This is a genomic window from Streptosporangium sp. NPDC000239, from assembly GCF_040300765.1.
Taxonomy (GTDB): domain Bacteria; phylum Actinomycetota; class Actinomycetes; order Streptosporangiales; family Streptosporangiaceae; genus Streptosporangium.
Genome location: NZ_JBEPEI010000003.1, coordinates 295,461 through 315,385, shown reverse-complemented (window position 1 = coordinate 315,385; position 19,925 = coordinate 295,461). Strand labels below are relative to the sequence as shown.

Here is a 19,925-nt window from a genome sequence, read left to right as displayed (position 1 = left end):
TCGGCACGGGAGTGTGGAGCGGATACTGAACCCATGGATCGCAGCGCACTCGCCGACTTCCTGCGCCGCCGTCGTGAGGCGCTCCAGCCGCAGGACGTGGGCCTGCCGACCGGCGCGCGCCGCCGGGCCCCGGGGCTACGGCGTGAGGAGGTGGCGGCCCTCGCCGCGATGTCGGCCGACTACTACACGCGACTCGAACAGCGTCGCGGCCCGCAGCCGAGTGAGCAGATGCTCGCCTCGCTCGCCCGCGCGCTGCGGCTGACGGCCGACGAACGTGACTACCTGTTCCAGATGGCGGGGCACAACCCTCCGGCGCCGGTCTCGGTCGCGGCGCACGTGGCTCCGGCCCTGCTGCGGGTGCTCGACCGTCTCGACGACACCCCGGCGCTCATCATGTCCAACCTGGCCGAACCGCTGGTGCAGAACCGGATGGCCGACGCCCTGCTCGGCGACAGGTCCCACCACACGGGCCTGGCCCGCAGCGAGACCTACCGCTGGTTCACCGACCCCTCGGCGCGGTCGCGCTACCCCGAGGAGGACCACGACAGGCACAGCCGCACCCAGGTGGCGAACCTGCGGGCCGCCTACGGATCGATGGGCCCCCGCTCCAGGGCGGGCGAGCTGGTCCGGGCGCTGCGGAAGACGAGTGCCGAGTTCGCCGAACTGTGGGACCGGCACGAGGTCGCCAGGCGCTTCGAGGATCACAAGACCTTGATCCACCCCGAACTCGGCCCGATCGAGCTGGACTGTCAGGTCCTGTTCACCGAGGACCAGTCCCAGGCCCTGCTCGTGCTCACCGCTCCCCCGCACACCGAGGCCCACGAGAAGCTCCGCCTTCTGGCGGTCCTGGGTCACCAACACTTCCCCATCTCCGAGAAAACGTCCTTCGCATAGGGCCGCGAAACCGCCCCCACGGGGGATGTGGCACCGTGGACGCACACACCGGATGATCAAGGACTGGAGAGATCATGTCGAAGCCGCCACTTCCCGAAGAGGCCGTCGCCGTACTCAGGAAGGCGAACCCCGCCGTCATCGCCACGCTCCAGCCCGACGGCCAGCCGGTCTCCACGGCCACCTGGTACCTCTGGGACGAAGGCCGGATCCTGGTCAACATGGACGAGGGCCGCAAACGTCTCGACCATCTCCGCAACGACCCCCGCGTCACCCTCACCGTGCTCGACGAGGGCGACTGGTACACCCACATCAGCGTCATCGGCCGCGTCACCGAGATCCGCGACGACAAGGACCTGACCGACATCGACCGGGTCTCCGAGCACTACACCGGAGGGAAGTACCCCCGCCGGGACCGCGGCCGGGTGAGCGCCTTGATAGAGATAGACCGCTGGCACGGCTGGGGCACCCTGAAGGACAACGCCCAGGCCTGACCTCCAACGCGACCGCCCCCTGACCTCGAACAGCAGGTCAGGGGCGGGTAACGCCCCAGGCCGCCGCATTTCCCGTCTTCAGGAAAACGCCCCGCTCAGGACGCCATCTGGTGAACGGCGGTCAGGAAAATCCCAACCGCCGGCTTCCGGACCTCCCATCGCCGATCAGCTCGCTACCCGGAGGATGAGGGGCCTTCACCGATCAGCGTGATAACCGAACTGCCCGAGACGGTGCCAGGCGATCTCCACTTCGGCCGGAGTGAAAAGATCTACGAATCTCGGCTGAACGACCAACGCCTCAACGGTCAGATCGAGCCTGCCGCGCTCCCAGAGGGCGGCGAAACCGTCGGAGACGGTCGGCGCGTGCAGAAGCCTGCGGGCGGTCACGAGGCTGCCGTGTTCGGCGAGCATGCTGAGGAAATACGCCGCATGGTAGTTCGCCTCGCCACGCGCCCGGTCGTAGATCGAGCGCATCGCCTGGTCGAACTCACCGGCTCCGGCGGTGACCGGTCTTCCCCGCTCGACGGGCTCGTCGACGGCGGTTCCCGCAGCGTTCTCATTGCGGCGGGTCACGTAGCCGAGAAGGGCGTCGACCGAGGTGAAGACCTCGTATCCCAGCTCTTCGAGCCTCGGCAGGTCCGCGACGTCGGGATCGAGCTCCAGCACCACGGGCTTGCCCTGTCCCGCCTGAAGACCATCCGGCCAGAAGGCCTCGGCGACGGCCAGCGCGCGTCCCGTAATGGGGTCGGCGATCTCGCTGTCGAGCGCGGGTTCGGTGTATCCCAGCCGTACGATTTCCTCGGCCATGGCCTTGACCTGGGCGGCACGCACGTCATCCTGCTCGACCGTGACCACCGCCACGGGCTGGAGGTCGGCGGGCACCTCGGCCGAGGTGCCGTTCCTGAGCTCGGTGAGGAAGGACTGCACGGCCTGGGCCAGCAGCTCTCGCCGCGCGGCCAGGAAATCCGGATACCGCTCGACCCGCCACAGGTCGGGGTCGGCCGGAATCCACTGTGAGGCGAGCACCCCTGGGTGCTTCTCCTCGGCCTCGGTGAAATACTCCTGAGGGTCACGCTTGCCGATCTCGAGGTTGGTGTCCTGGGTCAGGAAGCAGAAGTTCGCGATGGCGTTGACCTGGTCCCGCTCGTACTTCGCCTTGTACAGCAGCGCCTTGGGAAAGATGTGGTGCACCTGGAGCGAGGCGTGCTTACCGAGCATCTCGGCACGCAGCTCAAGCCCGCTACCGAGGTCCCTGGCCCCATTGACCCTGGTGAGCATGTACAGCAGCGGGTAGAACCGGGATCCACGGGTCGAGGCCTCGAAGTCGTGCGGCCGGATTTCCAGGTTTCCGCCGCGCCATCGTTCCAGTGACGCGATGAGGCCGTCGATGCCTGACTCCTTCGCCACCTCGTAGTCCTGGGCGAGCACGGTCTCCGTCGAACCGGCGAAGCGTCCCCACAACGCCGACTGGACGTACCAGAACAGCACCCTGTCCCGGTGCACCGAGTCGGTGAACTTACCTCCCGGGCTGAGGTGAAGCAGCCGCGAGATGACGGGGATCGCATACCGGCCCATCAGCACCTGGTCGTGGTCCAGGCCGAGACGCCCCGACACCGCGTCGAGGAAGTTGCCGACGTATCCCGTGGACTTGGCCAGTGCGGTTTCGAACTCCTGGGCCGACACGGTGTCCAGCGCCGTGAACACGGCCCTGCCCGTCGCCACCGCGGTGGCGTTGCGCAGCAGCCAGTCGAGGGAGAAGTCGAACCCCGCGTTCTTCCAGCGCTTGAGGTGATCGCGCATCACCTGACGGGCCGGGGACCAGTGCGCGCAGATCTTCGCCAGCGCGAGGTCGCCCTTGGACAGAGCGGTGCCGCCGGAGTTCACCCGGTTGAAGATGTCGACGACGACCTCGACATCCTTGTCCGGGCCGGCGATCTTCTCCTCGTGGAATTCCAGGTCGAGGAGCTGCGTCAGCCGGTTCAGCCGCTTGATGTAGACGACCAGCTTGTCGGGGACCGCGCTGAAGTCCTGGATGAACGAGTCCAGCCCTTCGGTGAACAGGAGAGTCACATCCACCCACCGGGGATCGTCGCGCATCTTCGCCGGGGCGTAGAACTCGAAGTTTTCGTCCTCGACGTTGAACCGGAGACCGGTGAACGCGGAGGCGTCCCCCTCGAAGAAGGCCGGTGCGTGACCGCGGATCACCCCGTAGAGCGAGGTGATGCGCTGTTGACCGTCGAGCAGCAGCCGCCGTACGCCTCCGTCGGTCGCACCGCCGCGTATCGACGCCTGGTCCGGTTCGGTCTCCCACAGCAACAGTCCGCCGACCGGATACCCGCGATACAGGGAACGCATGAGACCGCGAACCTGGTCGCGGTTCCAGACGTATCCTCGCTGGAACTCCGGCAGGAGGATCGTCCCGTTGTCGATCTCGTGGAGGAGTACCGAGAGCTTGGCCATGTCCCGCCTTCGTCACGCCGAATGATGTTCTTATCTGTTGTCGTACGGTCCGCGCCGGGTGTTTCACGGACAGTCAACGGCCGGTGAGGCCCGCCAGGAAGGAGCTGGCCGTACCGTGCCAGGAGACGTGGAGCTGTTCCCGCGCGCGGGTGCACGCGACGAACAGCAGGCAGCGCTCACGTTGCAGGTCCTGGGCGTGGGTCAGGGGGTCCTCCTCGACCGGAGTGACGGCGCTCGGCGGCGGCACCTGACGTTCGGAGACCCCGATGACCGCCATACAGCGGAACTCCAGGCCCTTCATACGATGCATGGTGCCGATCCGCACGCTGTCGTCCGTCTCCTGCCCCTTGGCCAGGGAGCGCACAGGGACATCGGCTCGTTCCAGTACGGCGACCGCCGCGTCGGCCAGCATGTTCGACCTCGCCGCGACCCCGATCTCTCCGGGTTCGACGCCGGCGTCCAGCCACTGCCGGACCCTGTCGGTCAGTGCCTCCAGTTCGCCCTTCTGGACGGTGAACCCACGAAGCTCCGGGAGGCGACCGTGCACCTGTGACCGGTAGCCAGCCACGGTGTCCAGACCGTCATCCAGGTCGTCGACACTTTCTCCGTTGAGCATGCCGAGACTCCAGGCAAGGATCTCCGCGGTTGTGCGGTAGTTGACGGTCAGGCGTGATGAGCGTCCGGCCACGTTGATACCGACCTCCCGCAAAGAGACACGGCTGTTGTAGATCCGCTGGTGGGCGTCCCCGGAGATGAACAGGTCGTCGGACCCCTCGGGCACGGCGGCACGCAGAAACCGCCACTGAACCGGATGCAGGTCCTGTGCCTCGTCAACGACGATGTGCCGATACGGCCTGTCCGCCCGTTCCCCCAGCAGCCGGGTCGCCTCAACGCAGATCGTCTCGTGCGTCCAGACTTTCCGCCGTCCGAGCTCCTCCTGGAACTCCCAGATTGCCTGCCACACTTGAGCCTTCTGCCGGACACCCAGTCCTCGTCCTCGTCCCTGACGCTTGGCCTGCAGATATCCGGCAGCGTCGGTCACCTGCTGGGCGAGCACCACATGCCGCCATTCCTCGGCCAGGAACGTCTCCGTGAAGGGCACCTCAAGCTTCTTGACGACGCGCCGCCAGATCTCCTTCTCCTCCTTGTCCCGGAGGATCGCGGCACGACCGTGCCGCTCGGCGAAGATCTGATAGGACAGCTGATCCACATGGCGCACCTCGACACGGTCAGGCACCTCCGGCGAATCGGCCAGCAGCCGCAGTCCCGCCTCCAGTGAGGCGGACAGGGTCGAGGTGAAGGTGGTGACCAGCACAGACCCCCTGCCGTGCTTCGCCAGGTGATGGGCACGGTGCAGTGCGACGACCGTCTTTCCGGTGCCGGGGCCGCCCGTGATACGAGCCGATCCCGTGAACGAAGCCCGCGCCAGCCGGTGTTGTGCGGGGTGCAGATAGATCCTCCACAACGCGAAGGGATGCCGGAACACCTCCATGAGTTCATCCGGCCCTTCGACCAGCACGACCCGCTCGGGGGTGCGTTCCACAGCCGCTGTGATGTCCTCGGCGTCGTACGGCACCTGCCCGGGGACGGCACCGAGTTCGGCCCAGACCTCCTCGGGGGTCATACCGGCGGCCAACCCGTAGAGCACGTTCCACTGGCTCTGGGGCAGGAAGGCTCCGGCCGCCTCCAGCTGCACGACGTCGGTGAGCACCCTGGCGAACGCTAGGGTCTGCTCGTCGACGCCGAGCTGCTTGAGGTCGATGTCGGCGACGTCGTCGAACAGCCTTCGAGGTGCCCGGTCCGCCATTTTGGTCAGCTCGGGCAAGGTGGCGTCGATCGCTGCACCGTCCCGGATCTCGATCTGCCCGGTCGCGGAGTTCACCGACGCCCGCCGCCGTTCCGCCCACGTGTAGGCGTCGTCGTGCGGAAGGACCTTCAGCAGGGTGTAGGAGTCTCCGGTCTCAGGGGCCAGCACAACCCCACGCCAGAACTTGTCGATGCGGATGGTACGGAACCGGGGGTCGCGTGCGTTGTTCGGTTTCTCCAGATGCAGACCGGCATGCGTGGCCTCCTCGAACTTGGCGAACACCTCCGCGACGCGTGCCTGCACGGAGCGTTCCAGCTTTCCGAAGTCCCGAAGGAAATCCTTGTCGATTCCGAGTCTTGCCACGCGATGTCCTCCGAAGTGCTCTCACTGCGGGAGCATCCCAGCGGAAACAAATCCACCGGAATGTGTCGATCAAAACAAACCAGCCGGAATGAACCGGCGGAAACGGGCTACAAGAATGCTCGTCCTCTTCATGAACCGTCGAGGTTTTTGAGAATCTCCTGGACTTGGCCGACCGTGGGGTGGCCGGGGCCGTACCTCCTTTCAAGGTCCGGCAGCAGTCCGCTCAGGGCGATCCGCGCCCCAGCCCGGTCGCCCGCGCCCAGTACCAGTAGCCCGATCTGGCGCCGGAGTTCCAGGATCCGCTCCTCGTCGACGCCGAGTCTCCGTTCATCCCGGAGTAGATCGCCCAGCTGGGCGAGGGCGCGCCTCGTCTCACCGACCGCCGCGTGGCAGTTCGCCTCCATCAGGCGGCAACGCAACACGAGGTCGTGCCCGGGTCCCTCACGTTCGGCGAGGTCGGCCGCCAGCCTGCGGAACTCGGGGGCGGCCCTGCGGTAGTCCCCGCCGAGGAACAGCGCGTCGGCCAGCTCGATCCGCAGGTCCACCACGTAGGGGTCCTTCGCCCCGAAGGCGCGGCCCGCGGGGGCGACCGCCTCCGCCAGCACGTCGGCGGCCTGGGCGAACCGTGACTGGACCTTGAGGGCTTCGGCGTCCCGGCGGGCGAGCTCCACATCCTCGCGGTCGATCCCCGCCGGGTCCGCGCGGTGCCGGTCCTCCGCCTGTCGGGCGGGAAGGGGCCACGCCGATTGGGTCTGCCGCCGTCCGGCGCCCGGCACGGCGGAGGTGATCCGCCCGACGACGGCCGCGTACATGCGCGTCGGGTGAGGTGAGCCGAGGTCGACGTATCCGGGGAACGGCGGCAGGTCACGGCAGAAGTCCATCAACCGCTCGTAGACCACGCCCGCCGTGGCCGGCCGTTCGTCGGACGACTTGGCCAGCAGCCACAGGACAAGGCGCTCCAGCCCCTCCGGAACCTCCCGCCTCCTGGTGCGCAACGGCCTGGGCGCCACCTCGACGTGGTTACGCATCGAGGCCAGGGCCGTGGCCCCGGCGAACTGGTTGTCACCGGCGAGCAACTCGTCCAGCACCACACCCAGGGAGTACAGATCACTCTGCGCGGTGGTCGTTCCGTTCACGGCCTGTTCAGGCGCCATGTAGTCAGGTGTGCCGACCACCACTCCCGTTCTTGTGAGCCTGGTGGCGAGGTTGGGAGCGAACGCGGCGGCGATCCCGAAGTCCAGTACCTTCACCGTGCCGTCCGGGCAGAGCATCAGGTTGGCGGGCTTGAGGTCCCGGTGGACCAGTGACCTGGCGTGGGCGACGGCGAGGACCGAACACGCCTGGGCCGCGATCGCCACGGCCCAGGCGACGGGAACCTCGGTCTCGTCGAGGACTGAGGAGACCGGACATCCGTCGACGAGTTGCATGACCAGGTAGAGGTCGTCACCGTGCGATCCACAGTCGTAGACGGCGGGTACGCCGGGGTGCTCAAGGCGAGCGGTTATCCGTGACTCGCGCACGAAGCGCTTGGTGAGTTCGTCGGCGGCGTCCGACTGTCTGTCGATGCGGACGAACTTAACGGCGACCGGCCGGTCCAGCTTGTTGTCATAACCGAACCAGACCTCTCCCATCCCTCCCGAACGACGGGACAGAGGGTCCAATTCGTACCGTTCCGCGATGACCGTCCGCCTGCCCACAGCAGCCGCCTTTCGCAAGGGCTTCGACACCGGGAGAGGTTCTGGGAAAGACACGACCAACTTCCCGAAAACCAGGGCTTGATCACAAAAACATACATGTTCGCGCTTCACGTCGAAGGCGTTCAGCGCAGCCTTTCCAGCACACCCGCGACGCGCAGCTCGGCGACGTGCTCAGCGGCCCGTACAGGCGCTGTGCCACCATGCACGAGCAGACCCGCCTCGATGTTCCTGGAGACGCCGGACTGTGTGAGGTTGGCGCTGGAGACCAGCAGCACCCGCCGGTCGGCGACGGCCAGCTTGGCGTGCATCTTCGCCCCCTGCTCGGCTCGTCCTCCGCTCGGCCAGTGCCACAACTGGAGCCCCTTGACGGATGCAAACGCCGCCGCGGGTTCCAGGCCGCCCAGCGCCGACCCCGCTCCCTGCAACGTCTCGACCACCACCGTCACCGCGACCCCGCGTTTCACCGCCCCGTTCAGGGCGTCGAGCACGGGCGCGTACGGCCTCGCGGAGTAGGTCATCATCAACAGCTCGTGCGAGGCCTCCTCCACGACCTCCACCAGAACCTGCGCGGTGGCCCTGACCGGCACGGGATGCGAGCTCGGCCCACTCCAGACCGATTCGACGTGAACCTTCTCCGCGTGTTGCGCGTACCCGTCGGCGACGCCCCTGAGATAGGCCGCCGCCTCACCGTTGGGGATCGCCGCCGCCTGCTGCGCGGCGAGCACGGCCCGTGCCGCATCGGCGAACCCAGGAACCGGCACCGACTCGGGGATCGCCGGGCGAGGCCATCCCTTGGCGATCCGCTGGGCCAGTGTGCGGAGGCGAACCGGGCCGAGACGGGCGACGAACTCGGCCGCCACCCGCTCGAAGCCCAACCCCGGCGTCACGGCATCTCGGGGTAGAGGGCCAGTGCGATGTCGTCGACGGGCACGACGAGTCTACGGTCCAGGAAGCGGTTGCCGCGCTCACAGGTCGTCTCGGAGACGAACAGGCAGACGTGACAGGCGGCGCCGTGCAGGAAGTCCTCAGGTTTGCGGGGCAGGCGTTCGGCGCACAGCGGGTCGGAGGAGCAGTGCCGGGCCTCCGACAGGGCGCGGCGTGTCAGCCGTACCAGCTCGTCGGGCTCGCCGAGGGAGACCAGGCCACCCAGGGTGCCCTCGGCATCGGGCACGGCGGTGTAAATGAGGATTCCGCTGCGCGGGTCGTCGTCCACCTCCGTGCTGGAGTAGATCCGCTCGGACAGGCTCGCCGAGCTGTAGCCACACTCCAGGGCGATCGTGCGGATCATCAGATGAGACAGGGTGTGCAGGGCGTAGTAGCGGGGCCCCGGCCATCCCCTGTACTTGTCGAACCCCAGCGGGAGCCGGTCGGAGTAGCGGTGCTCGCGGAAACGCCCGTACGCCTCGCGATGCCGCCTCATCACCTCGGAGTCGACGACCCGCTCCTCCCAGTCGGCCAGTGCCTCCTCCGGCACCCTCAGGAAGACGCCTTCGCCGCGCACCTCGCTGGCGGGCACCCAGGCGGGCTTGGACCGGCCGAGGGGTGCCCGGGTGACCAGTTCGGGGTCCTCGAAGTCGGGGGCGTCCAGCCGGGTGAAGCCGATCATGGCGCGGACCTCGCGCAGCCGTTCGGCCTGGACGACATCGGCGTAGAACTCCTTCAAGGCTGCGGGCACGCCGTCCGGGTCTCTGCGCAGGGCGAAGTCGGCGCTCGGCTCGGGAAGTGTGGGCCCGGAGAAGACCTGCCACTCGGGGGTGAGCAGGTCCGGGTGGCCTTCCGCCACCGCGCTCACGCCGTCGAGCTTCGCCCGGTGGCGTTCGATGGCCGCCCAGACCTCCTCGTCGTCGGGCCACTTCTCGAACTCGTGCGACAGGTGCGGCATGGACCGCATGAACGGCAGGAAGTTCGGTCCGGCGACATGCTGAAGGCTTTCCCAGTGCTGCTCGACCTTCGCGTCGAGCGCGTCCGTCCCGGCCTCGGGGACGGCCAGCGCCGACAGGGTCTGCGCGAACCACAGGTTGGAGGCACCGACGACGAGGAGATGTGGCTGTCTGTCGCACCCCTGCTCGGCGAACGTTCCGAGGTGGGGGTGGCGGCCCCGGCAGCGTGGGAGCCGGTCCCGGCCGCGCCGCCCCATGGCCTCGCGGATGTTGCGGTCCTCCCCGCAGCGCTGGCAGACGATGCGCACGTTGGCGCCGATGTTGCCCCCGTAATCCTCCATCAAAAGGTTGGGCTTGGCCGCCTTCGGGCACGTCCCGCCCCGGTGCACGAACTCCTGGTAGGGGAAGTCGTCCAAGTGCCCCGCCGCGCAGGACAAGACGAAACGGGCGCCGACCACGAGGCGCTGCTTGTTGCCCTTCCCGCACTGGTGGAAGAACCTCGCCTCGTGCGGCTTGCGAGGGGTATCGTTGCGGAACTCGAAGGCCCGCGTCTCGATCGGTGCCAGCAGGTTGCAGGCGGTGCAGCGCATCCAGCTCGGGAACGGTGTGACCGGCACCCCGACCCGGGAGGCGTCGCCGTTGGGGTTGCTGTCGAGCCCCGGTATCCACGGAGCGGGCCTGAGCTCCTTGACCGTTTTGAGGACCCGCTGGACGGCGGCGAGCAGCCTGGGCTCGACGATACTCTGCCGGTTGTCGCCGAGCTTGTCGAAACGCCACTCGTCGACCCCGCTGACCAGCACGGAGAAGTTCGGCAGGTCCACCAGGGAGCCAACACCCGAGGTGAACATCAGGTGGCTCGGGCGGATCGCGCCCACCCTGCGCCGGTACGGTGCGACGTCCGCCATCACCGGCCTCCCTTCTCGTCCAGCGTGGACACGCCCATCTCGTCTCCCGATGCGAACTCCACGTCCGGACCGTCCTCTGTCGTCGTCTGGAACGCCCACTCCGTGGCCCCGTAGGCGGGGTTGAAGAACTCCCCGCTGGGCGGCAGCAGCAGGTTGATCTCGTTCTCCGTCTCGCGCATCGAGTTGCCGACCGTCAGGTCACCCCACCGGCCGTTGCCCGCCCGCTCCAGGAGGTTGACCACGATCTCTCCCCCACCGCTCTTGCGCCGTTCGTAGCCGAGACGGGCGGCGTTGGTCTTGGCCTGCTCCCACCGATCGATCACGACCTTGATCCGCTCGTGGAGGTAGTCGCGGCCACGCTCGTCCCCCGCCGCCTCGGCACGGATGAGGAAACGGTCGACGATCCGGTCGACGACCTCGCCGGACAGTGGCACATCCTCGGCGTCCCGGTTGCGGGAGTGGGACTCCTCGGCGTTGCGCACCGCGGCGACAAACGTCCCGGTGGCTCCGCGGTCCAGCGCCCTACGGGTGTACGGCGTAACCGACAGGGCCTCGACCTGGCGGTAGAAGGTGGCGTGGTAGTGCTCGAAGTCCTCATAGTGGGCCAGGTCCCGGGGGCGCGACCAGTTGTAGAGGGTAACGACGAGGCCGGGGCGTTCACTGTCTCGGCCGACACGGGAGGACGCCTGGATGTACTCGGCGGTATTCTTCGGCTGCCCGGTGACCACCATGAGGCCGAACCTGGAGACATCGACGCCGACCTGAAGCATCGAGGTGGCCAGCACGACGTCCACCGGCTGGCGGTCGGTGCCCCGCCGGTAGTACCGCTCGGCGAGCGGGTGGACTTTCGGATGCTTCTCCTTCCGCGCTTTGGCGTACTCCTCGCGTACCTCAGTCCTGCGGCGCGAGGTGTCGACGTCCTGGTCGAAGCCGATCTCCAGCCGCTTGAGCACCTCGCTGATGTCGCCGGAGGAGATGCGGGAGGTCAGCTCGACGACGGTGAGCAGGTCGAACTTGCTCGCGAGCCGGTTGGACAGCCCCTTCTTCCTGCCATGGGTCCGGATCCGGGTGGTCACGTCGTCGTCGAGGTAGCGGCGCATGCCGGCCAGCTCGCGGGTGGCGTTGAAGTAGCCGACCAGGGTCATGTAGGGGTCGGCCGCCTCGCCGTACCGGTCGAACATGGTCTGCCCGGCGAGGAAGAGGATCTCGGCGAGCCTGATCTCGGCGGACTTGAGCCGGGTTCCGTGCGCGCACACACCGAGGTAGCGCCGCCCCGGGGTCTTCGGGGTAACCGGCACTTGCCGGGAGAAAAAGGTGTCGGAGACGTCGACGACCTGGGGCGGAAAGACCGCGAGTTCCCGCCCGAAGATCCGGATCACCTGAAGCCTGGCCCGTTTGGTGGTCGCGGTCGAGGCGACGATCTTCGGTCCGGTGAGCTTCCCTGGTGACGGGCTCCACGTGCACAGTTCGTCGACGGCGGCCTCGAATAGACCGACCGCGGTGCCGAGGGCACCGGAGATCAGGTGCAGCTCGTCCTGGATGATCAGGTCAGGCGGGCGGAGCCGGACCACCGGCTGGCTGACGACCTTGGGCAGTTTGCCCTTGGCGTGGTGCTTGGTGCTGCATTTCACCTGGTCGTCTAGGTCGCCGTGGCGGTAGCCGTGCCGGGGGCAGCGCTGCCCGACCCGGCCGAACAGGTGTCCGGCCTGTCCCCGCCAGGGGAGTTGGGCCAGCTTGTCGACGGTGGCGATGACGAGGCTGGGCACCAGCCGGTAGATCTCCTCGTCGACGGTGAGGATCGGCAGTCCCTCCCTGTGGGAGGCGATATCCCCGGGGTCGTCGAAGCGGGAGGTGAGCAGGCGGTCCTCACCGAGCCGGGAGAACGGGCACGGGTCGGGGTCGCCCTCCATGCCCCTGCCGCAGTACAACAGCACCCGCTGACGGTCCTCGTCGAGGTGGAGGTTGCGGTCGCCGGTGAGCTTCTCGCCGCACCACGGGCAGGTGAGCGTCTGCAGCACGTTGGTCCTGCGGTCGTTGCCCTTCTGCCGGGCGTCATCGACCTGCTCGGCCGCCTCCCTGTAACTGTTCGGCGAGACGGAGCCGCCAACCCACAGGCCGATGCGGAACGGCTCCTCGCCCCACGTCGCCGGATCCCGGCGGCGCTGCGCCTCGGCGGCGCACACCAGGGCGGCGGCCCGCTGGAACTGCTGGGCGGTCAGCAGCCGCAGGGTGTAGCGCATCAGCACCGCCACCCCGTACCCGCCGTCGCGGGCGTCTGCCCCCGAGCCGACCACCCCCTGGAGCCTGCGGATCGCGAAGGTGTAGGCGGTCAGGCCGAGATAGGCCTCGGTCTTGCCGCCTCCGGTCGGGAAGAACAGCAGGTCGACGACCGCTGAGGCGTCCGCGGCCCGCTCAGTGTGCTCGGGGTCGGTCAGCGCGGGCAGGTTGAGCAGCACGAACGCGAGCTGGAAGGGTCGCCAGGAGGCGGCTTTGCTTCCCCGCTCCTCCACCTCGGCCATGGCCTGCTCGAAGGTCATCTCCGGCTCGTCGCGGAGTCTTCCCACCTCGGTACGGCGGCGCTGCGCCGCCATGGCCTCGTTGGCGAACCTGAAGGCCGCCAGCGCGTCGGCGTGACGAGGGCGGTTCGGGTCGCTGAGCAGGGCGACGCCCTCGCGGATGCGAGCCGCGGCCTTCTCAGCCTCGAACACGGCGGCCGCCGCGGTGTCGCGAAGCGGCCCGGGCAGCCCGGGAATCCGATCCCGCTGCCGTCCCAGCCAGGCGGCGTACCCGTCAGCGAGGGGAAGCAGCCCGGCCGCGAGCTCCTCGGGGGAGGCCGCCGCAAGGGCGTCCATGGACAACTCGGCACCGGCCAGGTCGGTGCCCTCACCGACCGGAGCGACGGTGGCCGGCACGTTGTAGGCGGGCAACCAGGTCGTCCGCAGTTCGCGGGCGCACCGCTCCCCAGCGTCCACCGTCGCGTGCACGGCGACATTGCGCCCGGAAGCGTAGCGGCGCTCGTCGCGGTAGAGCAGCCGCAGGTGCAACTCCTCGGCGTCGTCGCCGACGGCCTCCAGGTCGTCCAAGGGGTCGTCGATCGGCAGGAAGAGGCAGGCGGCTCCGTCCAGGGCGGTCACGCGCAACTCGGTCTGGAACAGCCATGCGGTGTCGGCGCCGCCGCTCTCGGGCTCGGCCTGCTGGTTGACCAGCGTCAGCTCGACCACGCGCCGCCCGTCACGCTGTGGCCGTACAGCGGCGACCAGCAGGACGCCCGGCTCTTCGGCACGTTCCATCGTGAGCGGGAGACGCTGCGTCGCCTCGCCGTCGAGCCGGATCTCCAGGGGATGGCTGACCGGCTCCCGCGACCAAGCCCGGGCGGTCCGCTCCCGCCCCCTGGCGTCCTCGACCACGACCTCGGTCTTGTGGTAGCGCCCCCAGGAAGCCTTGACGGAGATCGCGTCAACGTCGCCGGGCACCGCGAACGACAACCCCATGGAGGATGCCCAGATGCGGCCGAGGTTCTGCGGGGTGAGCACCTCCGGCAGCTCTCCCTCCGAGCCGTCGCCTTCGACTCCGATCTCTGTTTCCGGCACCTCCCCGGCGTCCTCGTCGGGTGACCGGCGCGACGGCTTGGGCCCGAGCATGCCGACCAGGTACCGCTCCCGCGGCCCGCCCGCCTTGGGGGGAAACTCCTCGGTGTCACCGCCCCACGGCCCGAGCAGGTCACGCCGGACGATCTCCTCGAAGGCATCACGGACCCCGAAGGATGTGGCGGGTACGAACCTCTGCGGCACGTCCAGGGCGTGGGACACCTGCTTTTTCATCGACTCCGGTACGGCCCCGGCCGTCAGGTCGAGCCCTTGCTGCCTGTCCCCTAGCTCGGGAAACAGGTCTTCCTGGTCATCCGCCACGCCCGCCGACACCTCTCGCTGACGCCTACGTTATGACCGTCCATTAGAGCAGAGTTGGGGCGAACTTGACCGCATCTACAACCACAGAACAACCGAAGAGCAGCGATGTCTCCCTATGAAGAGAAGACCGAAATAATTTCCGCTTCTCTCAAAACCATTCACCATTTGACGTCAAACGACATGGTGTTCACACCTTCCGCGTTCTTCGGAACGCACGGGAGGGATACTTGTCGCGAATGTCACAGGGGACCGCTACGGTGTTCCGTGACACGTACGGCCCGTCGGGCTCCCGCCGCGCAAGCGGTTGAGGGAAGCCCCTACCCGTGGAGTGATTCATGCTGCCCGCAAACGGTGAGCGCGGCATTACGCTGCGCATCGAGCACCTTCCCACCGCACGTCTGCCCAGACTCGTCAGTGTCACTCCGGACGACACTCTGAAACGCGTCAAGACTCTCTTCACCAGACACAGGTACGCCCAGTTTCCCGTGCTGACCGACTCCTCAACTCCTGCCGGGGCCGTGACGCGAAAGAGCATCATGTCTGCGGACATGACAGGCCGCCTGCTCACCTTGACCTCCGTTACCGAGCCGGTCAAATTGGCGTCGATCGACGAGGAGGTCAGGAAGGTCTTCCCCACCGTTGGCGCGCCTCGCTTCGTCCTCGTTCGCGATGAAGGCGGGCTGATCAGTGGAATCGTCACACTGTCCGATGTCAACAAGGCCCACCAGAAGCTGAGCGGTCCCTATATTCTCATCGGAGAGATCGAATCTCGGCTTCGTAAAATCCTCAACCGCGCCTGCGCCACAATTGACGAGCTGCGAAGCGCTACTGGCAGACGGGCTGTCAAGGCTCCCCATGAGCTGACCATGGGCGACCTAGAGCGCGCCTTCAGCGGCGAGGAGTGCTGGACCAGGCTCGACTGGGACATTGATCAGGATGTCTTCACAGGAGAACTCAGGGTCGTGCGAAAAATTCGCAACAAGTTTGCACATTATCAATCCGGTCAGCTCTCCGAAGCCGAGGAGAACCAGCTCATCGAATTTCTCGGCTGGCTGGAGGAGTTGACTGCGGAGCGTTGACGATCGCGAAACGCCTCGGAACGGCGCCGTGGGCATTGCCAGGCTCTCTCGTCTGCCCAGGACGGTCTTCGGGCGAGGTCGCTCGTGGTGTGTAGTCTCGTCTTCAGCCGGGAGGGTGTCGTCTCTGGCGGATGGGCATCTGGCGCCCGCCGATACCGGCACCCAACCGTAGGAGCACTCAGCATGTCCAACCACAGTTCGGCCGCGGCCCGTCTTCCGGCACGAGTCCTTGCCGCGCTGGAGCCGACCGACGACAGCGCGGTCGGTAAGCTGGTCACAGCCGCGCTGAGTGGCTCCTCGAACCCACGACCGTCCTTGGCGGAGATCAGGTCCCGACAGAGCGGCCTGGCGGTCCTCTCCCGCGATCTGGCCGAAGCCGGACTGGGTGATGTGGAGATGCTGGTCGAGTTCAAGCTGCCGTTCACCAGCAAGCGGGTCGACGTCATCCTGGCGGGAAGCGATCCGAGCACTGGCCAAGACACCTACGTCATCGTCGAGCTGAAGCAGTGGAGACGGGCCGAGCTCTACGAAGACGACCCGAACCTCGTAGTGGTCCCCACGGAGAACAACCAGCCCAAGCTGCACCCGGCTGTTCAGGTGCTCGGCTACCGTGACTATCTCACCGACTTCATCAGCACGTTGGAACATCACCGTGAGAGGGTCCACGGCGTCGTTTACCTATATAAAGCGTGTGACGAAGACATCAAGGATCTGTACGGCAATGTTCAGAACGAGCGAGTCAGGCTGTTCAGCAAGACGCGTCGGGAGGCCTTCCTCAACTATCTCCAGAAACGGTTCGCTCCCCTGCACGGCACCGAATCAGCTGATCGGCTGCTGAGCAGCGCCGTTCGCCCCTCCAAGCAGCTCATTAAAACCTCCACCGAGGAAATCCGGCACCGCGAGCAGTTCGTTCTTATAGCAGAGCAGCGGCTCCCCTATGAGATCGTCTTGAATGCCCTGGACAAATCTCACGCAGCGGGCTCCAAAGAGGTCGTCATCGTCACCGGTGGTCCAGGAAGTGGTAAGAGCGCTATCGCACTGTCCCTGCTGGGTGAACTTTTACGGCGGGGACATCACGTCGTGCACGCCACAGGTTCCCGCTCGCTCACCGAGACTATGCGCCGAGTCCCGGGCAAGGGCTCCAGCAAGGTAAAGAACCTTTTCAAGTACTTCAACAGCTTCGCGCATGCCGAGCCGAATGGCCTTGATGTACTCATATGCGATGAGGCCCACCGGATCCGCGAGACCTCGCAGAACCGATACACCCCGGCTCGCCTACGTAGCGATCGGCTCCAGATAGATGAGTTAATCGACGCCGCGCGAGTCCCCGTCTTCTTCCTTGACGAACACCAGGTGATACGCCCCGGCGAGATGGGCACCACGGCCGCGATCAGAGGCCGCGCGGCAGCGCGTGGATTCCGTGTTCATGAGGTCTCTCTTGATGAACAGTTTCGCTACGGTGGTAGTCGTGCCTACGACGAGTGGGTGCTGCGGCTCCTCGGCCTTCACGACGACCCTCCCAAGCCGTGGATGGGCGACGACCACTTCGACGTCTCTCTCGCCGCGTCGCCGCATGAGCTCGAAGCACTTCTACGGGTCAAACACGACCAGGGTTACTCAGCACGCGTGACGGCCGGATTCTGCTGGCCGTGGAGCGATCCCCGCGAGGACGATACTCTCGTGCGCGATGTTCGGATAGGAGACTGGTCCCGCCCATGGACCGTCAAGGGTGATCGAGCCGTCGGTGAAGCGCCTGCGAGTGCCCTGTGGGCAACTCAGGAAGGCGGCTTCGGGCAGGTAGGAAGCGTTTACACTGCTCAAGGATTCGAATACGACTGGAACGGCGTCATCATCGGCCCCGATCTGGTCTATCGCGACGGCAGGCTGGTCACCGTGCGTTCCGCCAGCAAAGACCCGGCCCTGACAAAAGGAACGACCGCCGAACAGGCGGACCGGTTCGTCCGTAACACCTACAAAGTTCTCCTCACCCGCGGTCTGACGGGTACGGTTCTGTACTCGACCGATTCGGAGACACAGGGCTTCCTAGCCAAGCTCCTTCCTCCCGCGTCCGGGTGACCCGAAAGGATCATCTTGGATGGTGGTGCGTCGACGGTTACGGCCTGCTCATGAGCCACCGACGTTGGGGAAGGCGTCGGAGAGGTTGTTTCCACGAACACCGAGGAAGCGGACGGTGCCGGTGCCTCTCGCGCCTCGGCTACGAGTCGTTCCTGGGGCCGCTCCCGCTGGGAGAGGTAAACCGAAACCCCGGCAAGCGTCGCGGCCAACCCTGCTGCGAGCAGAATGGAGACCGCTGCAGCCCTGCGGCCTCGAAATGTCAGCCCTTTCGGCTCATCGGGTTCCGGAATCGCCGGAGGCGCCGCAGGGCCACCGTCCGCCCGAACCCACCAGCGCCAGTACGGCGGCACCGAGGGCCAGTCGTCTTCCGGCCCTCCCCAGGCCACGCTGGGAACCCAACCTTCTGGAGGAGTCGGCCAACCGGGAGGGGCGTTGAACCGCCAGTTCTCACCAGGACATGGGGGGATGTTCAAAGGTGCTCACTTCAAGCGTACGCGGATGATCTGGAGGAGGTCGTTCACATCTTGAACGGTCAGCACCGGATGACAGGGATACGGATCTCCGCCCGGTGGCCATGCATCCGATGGACAGGGATTGTCGTCATGAGGATAATCGCGTCCTGATTGATCTCCCGACTTCTTGATCGGCAGGGTTTTCGTGCGCATTCCCCCTCGTCCCGGCCCCGCGTGGCAGTTCAATCCCCCACCGGGCTGGCCGCCTGTCCTGGACGACTGGGAGCCGACGGAAGCCTGGGGAGGTCCTGAAGAGGACTGGCCGCCGGCTCCGCCGTATTGGAACTGGTGGATCGTTCCAGAAAGTGTCCCACGAGTCGCGGAATCCGCAACCAGCCCTGCCATTCCCCCTGAAGGTCGAGAAGACCAGGCGAAAAAGACTGAGAAGGTCTCACTGCGCGGCGCGGTACTGGCCGGAGCGGCAACCGGAGCAGCGATCCTTGCGATCGGGCTGTTCCTTTTTCGACCTCTCATATGGAGCAGCGAGGACAGCCCAGCCATCACTAAAAACTCCGCGGTCACCGACGATTCGGACACCGCCACCGGCGGCGGCGCCACCGGCGCCGACATCGCCTACGAGACCGAGTGGACCACGATCCGGACAAGACAGGTCCACATCAACAGCCCGGCGTGCTCCGCCATCGGCTACAGCGAAGCCGCCTGTTTGGCGAACCCGGGGCGTTGGGTGTCGGAGCCATACTCCACCACACGCCGAGGATTCGTGTGCGCCGCCGACTTCGACGAGGCCTCCCGTCTGGCCGCCACGAACAATGCGCGGCTCACCGGAAACATCCTCGAAAAACCATGCTAGCCGCAAGCAGCTTTGCTTTCACTTTGCACGGCCAATACATCTGAACATATGTTCTTGATCGCCGCGCCCCTTTGTGAGGCATAGATCAGCATACTTCGAATGGAGAACCCCGCAGGGGAGCCGGGTTCCATGGTGAAAAGAGGCCGAGGATTCCATGGTGGTCGCACAGCGTTATGAACTGCGTCGGCTGATAGGTCGTGGGGGCATGGGAGAGCTGTGGGAGGGCGTCGACGTCCGCCTGAACCGCCAGGTGGCCCTCAAGCGTGTCCGACAGGACAGGATCACCGAGGAGTTCGTCCGGCGTTTCAAGCGTGAAGCGCGGATCATGGCGTTGCTCCGCCATCCCGGCGTGCCTGTCGTCTACGACTTCGGGGAGGACGAGCATGGGCTCTTCCTCGTCATGGAGTTCATCGACGGCTGGACCCTCACGGATGTGCTCGACGCGCACGACAGGCTTCCCGTGGCATGGACGGCCCTGATCGGCGCGCAGCTCTGCGCCGCGCTGGCGGCGGCGCACGACCATTCACTCGTTCATCGTGATCTGAAGCCGGGCAACCTCATGCTCCGCCGCGACGCGACCCTCGTCCTGCTGGACTTCGGCGTCGCGGCCGTACCGGGCTCACCCGAATTCTCAGTGATCACCGGAACACTCGGGGCCCCTGGAACCGACCGGTACATGGCTCCCGAGCAGGCCTATGGCGGCAAAACCAACGCGCTGACCGACCTGTACTCCGTTGGCTGCATCCTGTACGAGATGCTCACCGGACAGGTCTTCCACACGACGACCGGCGGACATCTCTTCCCTACCCCATATCCCGCGGCGCTGCTGGAGACCTCGGCGCCTCGGGAACTCGACGCCCTAGTGACGGCCCTGCTCGATGAGGATCCTGGCCGGCGTCCACAACGAGCCAACGAGGTCTTCCACCGGCTGCTGCCGTTCGTCCAAAAGCTGCCACCGCTGCCCGGCGTGATCGACCGCGCGCCGAGACCGATCCATCTGTACGCCGGGGCGGTGTCCCGGATCGGCTGGTGACCGTGTCGG

At 66.6% G+C, this 19,925-nt stretch carries 12 protein-coding genes; 6 read left to right on the top strand and 6 right to left on the bottom strand.

From position 1 onward, the window contains the following. Positions 1-33: 33 nt before the first annotated feature. Together ABT340_RS10555 and ABT340_RS10550 are read left to right on the top strand one after the other, a co-directional pair. Positions 34-894, top strand: a complete 861-nt coding sequence (locus tag ABT340_RS10555; RefSeq protein ID WP_352010436.1) for a helix-turn-helix transcriptional regulator — start codon at positions 34-36, stop codon at positions 892-894. 74 nt (positions 895-968) lie between these two features. Beyond that, positions 969-1,385 carry a PPOX class F420-dependent oxidoreductase gene (locus ABT340_RS10550; RefSeq protein ID WP_352010435.1) on the top strand — a complete coding sequence of 139 codons (417 nt, stop codon included), beginning with the start codon at positions 969-971 and terminating at the stop codon, positions 1,383-1,385. 195 nt (positions 1,386-1,580) lie between these two features. Here ABT340_RS10550 and ABT340_RS10545 read toward each other — a convergent pair whose 3' ends face one another. The 6 genes from ABT340_RS10545 to drmA all read right to left on the bottom strand — a co-directional run bounded on the left by ABT340_RS10545 (position 1,581) and on the right by drmA (position 14,405). Next, positions 1,581-3,845 carry a GmrSD restriction endonuclease domain-containing protein gene (locus ABT340_RS10545; RefSeq protein WP_352010434.1) on the bottom strand — a complete coding sequence of 755 codons (2,265 nt, stop codon included), beginning with the start codon at positions 3,843-3,845 and terminating at the stop codon, positions 1,581-1,583. A 73-nt stretch (positions 3,846-3,918) separates the two neighbouring features. Further along, positions 3,919-6,015, bottom strand: a complete 2,097-nt coding sequence (locus ABT340_RS10540; RefSeq protein WP_352010433.1) for a UvrD-helicase domain-containing protein — start codon at positions 6,013-6,015, stop codon at positions 3,919-3,921. Between the two features lie 128 nt (positions 6,016-6,143). Beyond that, positions 6,144-7,646: a serine/threonine-protein kinase gene (locus tag ABT340_RS10535; protein ID WP_352010432.1), complete on the bottom strand. Its 1,503-nt coding sequence runs from the start codon at positions 7,644-7,646 to the stop codon at positions 6,144-6,146. A 188-nt stretch (positions 7,647-7,834) separates the two neighbouring features. Further along, on the bottom strand, positions 7,835-8,599 hold the full coding sequence (gene drmC, locus ABT340_RS10530) for a DISARM system phospholipase D-like protein DrmC (RefSeq protein ID WP_352010431.1): 765 nt from the start codon (positions 8,597-8,599) through the stop codon (positions 7,835-7,837). Beyond that, positions 8,596-10,497 (bottom strand): DrmB family protein, encoded by a 1,902-nt coding sequence (gene drmB, locus ABT340_RS10525; RefSeq protein WP_352010430.1) that lies wholly within the window; start codon positions 10,495-10,497, stop codon positions 8,596-8,598. The genes drmC and drmB overlap by 4 nt, the downstream gene beginning before the upstream one ends. Further along, the gene (drmA, locus tag ABT340_RS10520; RefSeq protein WP_352010429.1) at positions 10,497-14,405 is read right to left on the bottom strand and encodes a DISARM system helicase DrmA; all 3,909 of its coding nucleotides are present in this window, start codon (positions 14,403-14,405) and stop codon (positions 10,497-10,499) included. The genes drmB and drmA overlap by 1 nt, the downstream gene beginning before the upstream one ends. A gap of 335 nt (positions 14,406-14,740) precedes the next feature. On the opposite strand from drmA, the gene ABT340_RS10515 reads away from it, so the two are divergent. The 4 genes from ABT340_RS10515 to ABT340_RS10500 all read left to right on the top strand — a co-directional run bounded on the left by ABT340_RS10515 (position 14,741) and on the right by ABT340_RS10500 (position 19,916). After that, complete coding sequence (locus ABT340_RS10515) at positions 14,741-15,484, top strand: CBS domain-containing protein (protein WP_352010428.1); 744 nt, start codon at positions 14,741-14,743, stop codon at positions 15,482-15,484. A gap of 183 nt (positions 15,485-15,667) precedes the next feature. Then, positions 15,668-17,560, top strand: coding sequence for a DNA/RNA helicase domain-containing protein (locus tag ABT340_RS10510; protein ID WP_352010427.1), 1,893 nt, complete (start codon positions 15,668-15,670; stop codon positions 17,558-17,560). 639 nt (positions 17,561-18,199) lie between these two features. Next, positions 18,200-18,883, top strand: a complete 684-nt coding sequence (locus ABT340_RS10505; RefSeq protein ID WP_352010426.1) for a hypothetical protein — start codon at positions 18,200-18,202, stop codon at positions 18,881-18,883. Between the two features lie 154 nt (positions 18,884-19,037). Next, the gene (locus ABT340_RS10500) at positions 19,038-19,916 is read left to right on the top strand and encodes a serine/threonine-protein kinase (protein ID WP_352010425.1); all 879 of its coding nucleotides are present in this window, start codon (positions 19,038-19,040) and stop codon (positions 19,914-19,916) included. The last annotated feature ends 9 nt before the right edge of the window (positions 19,917-19,925 follow it).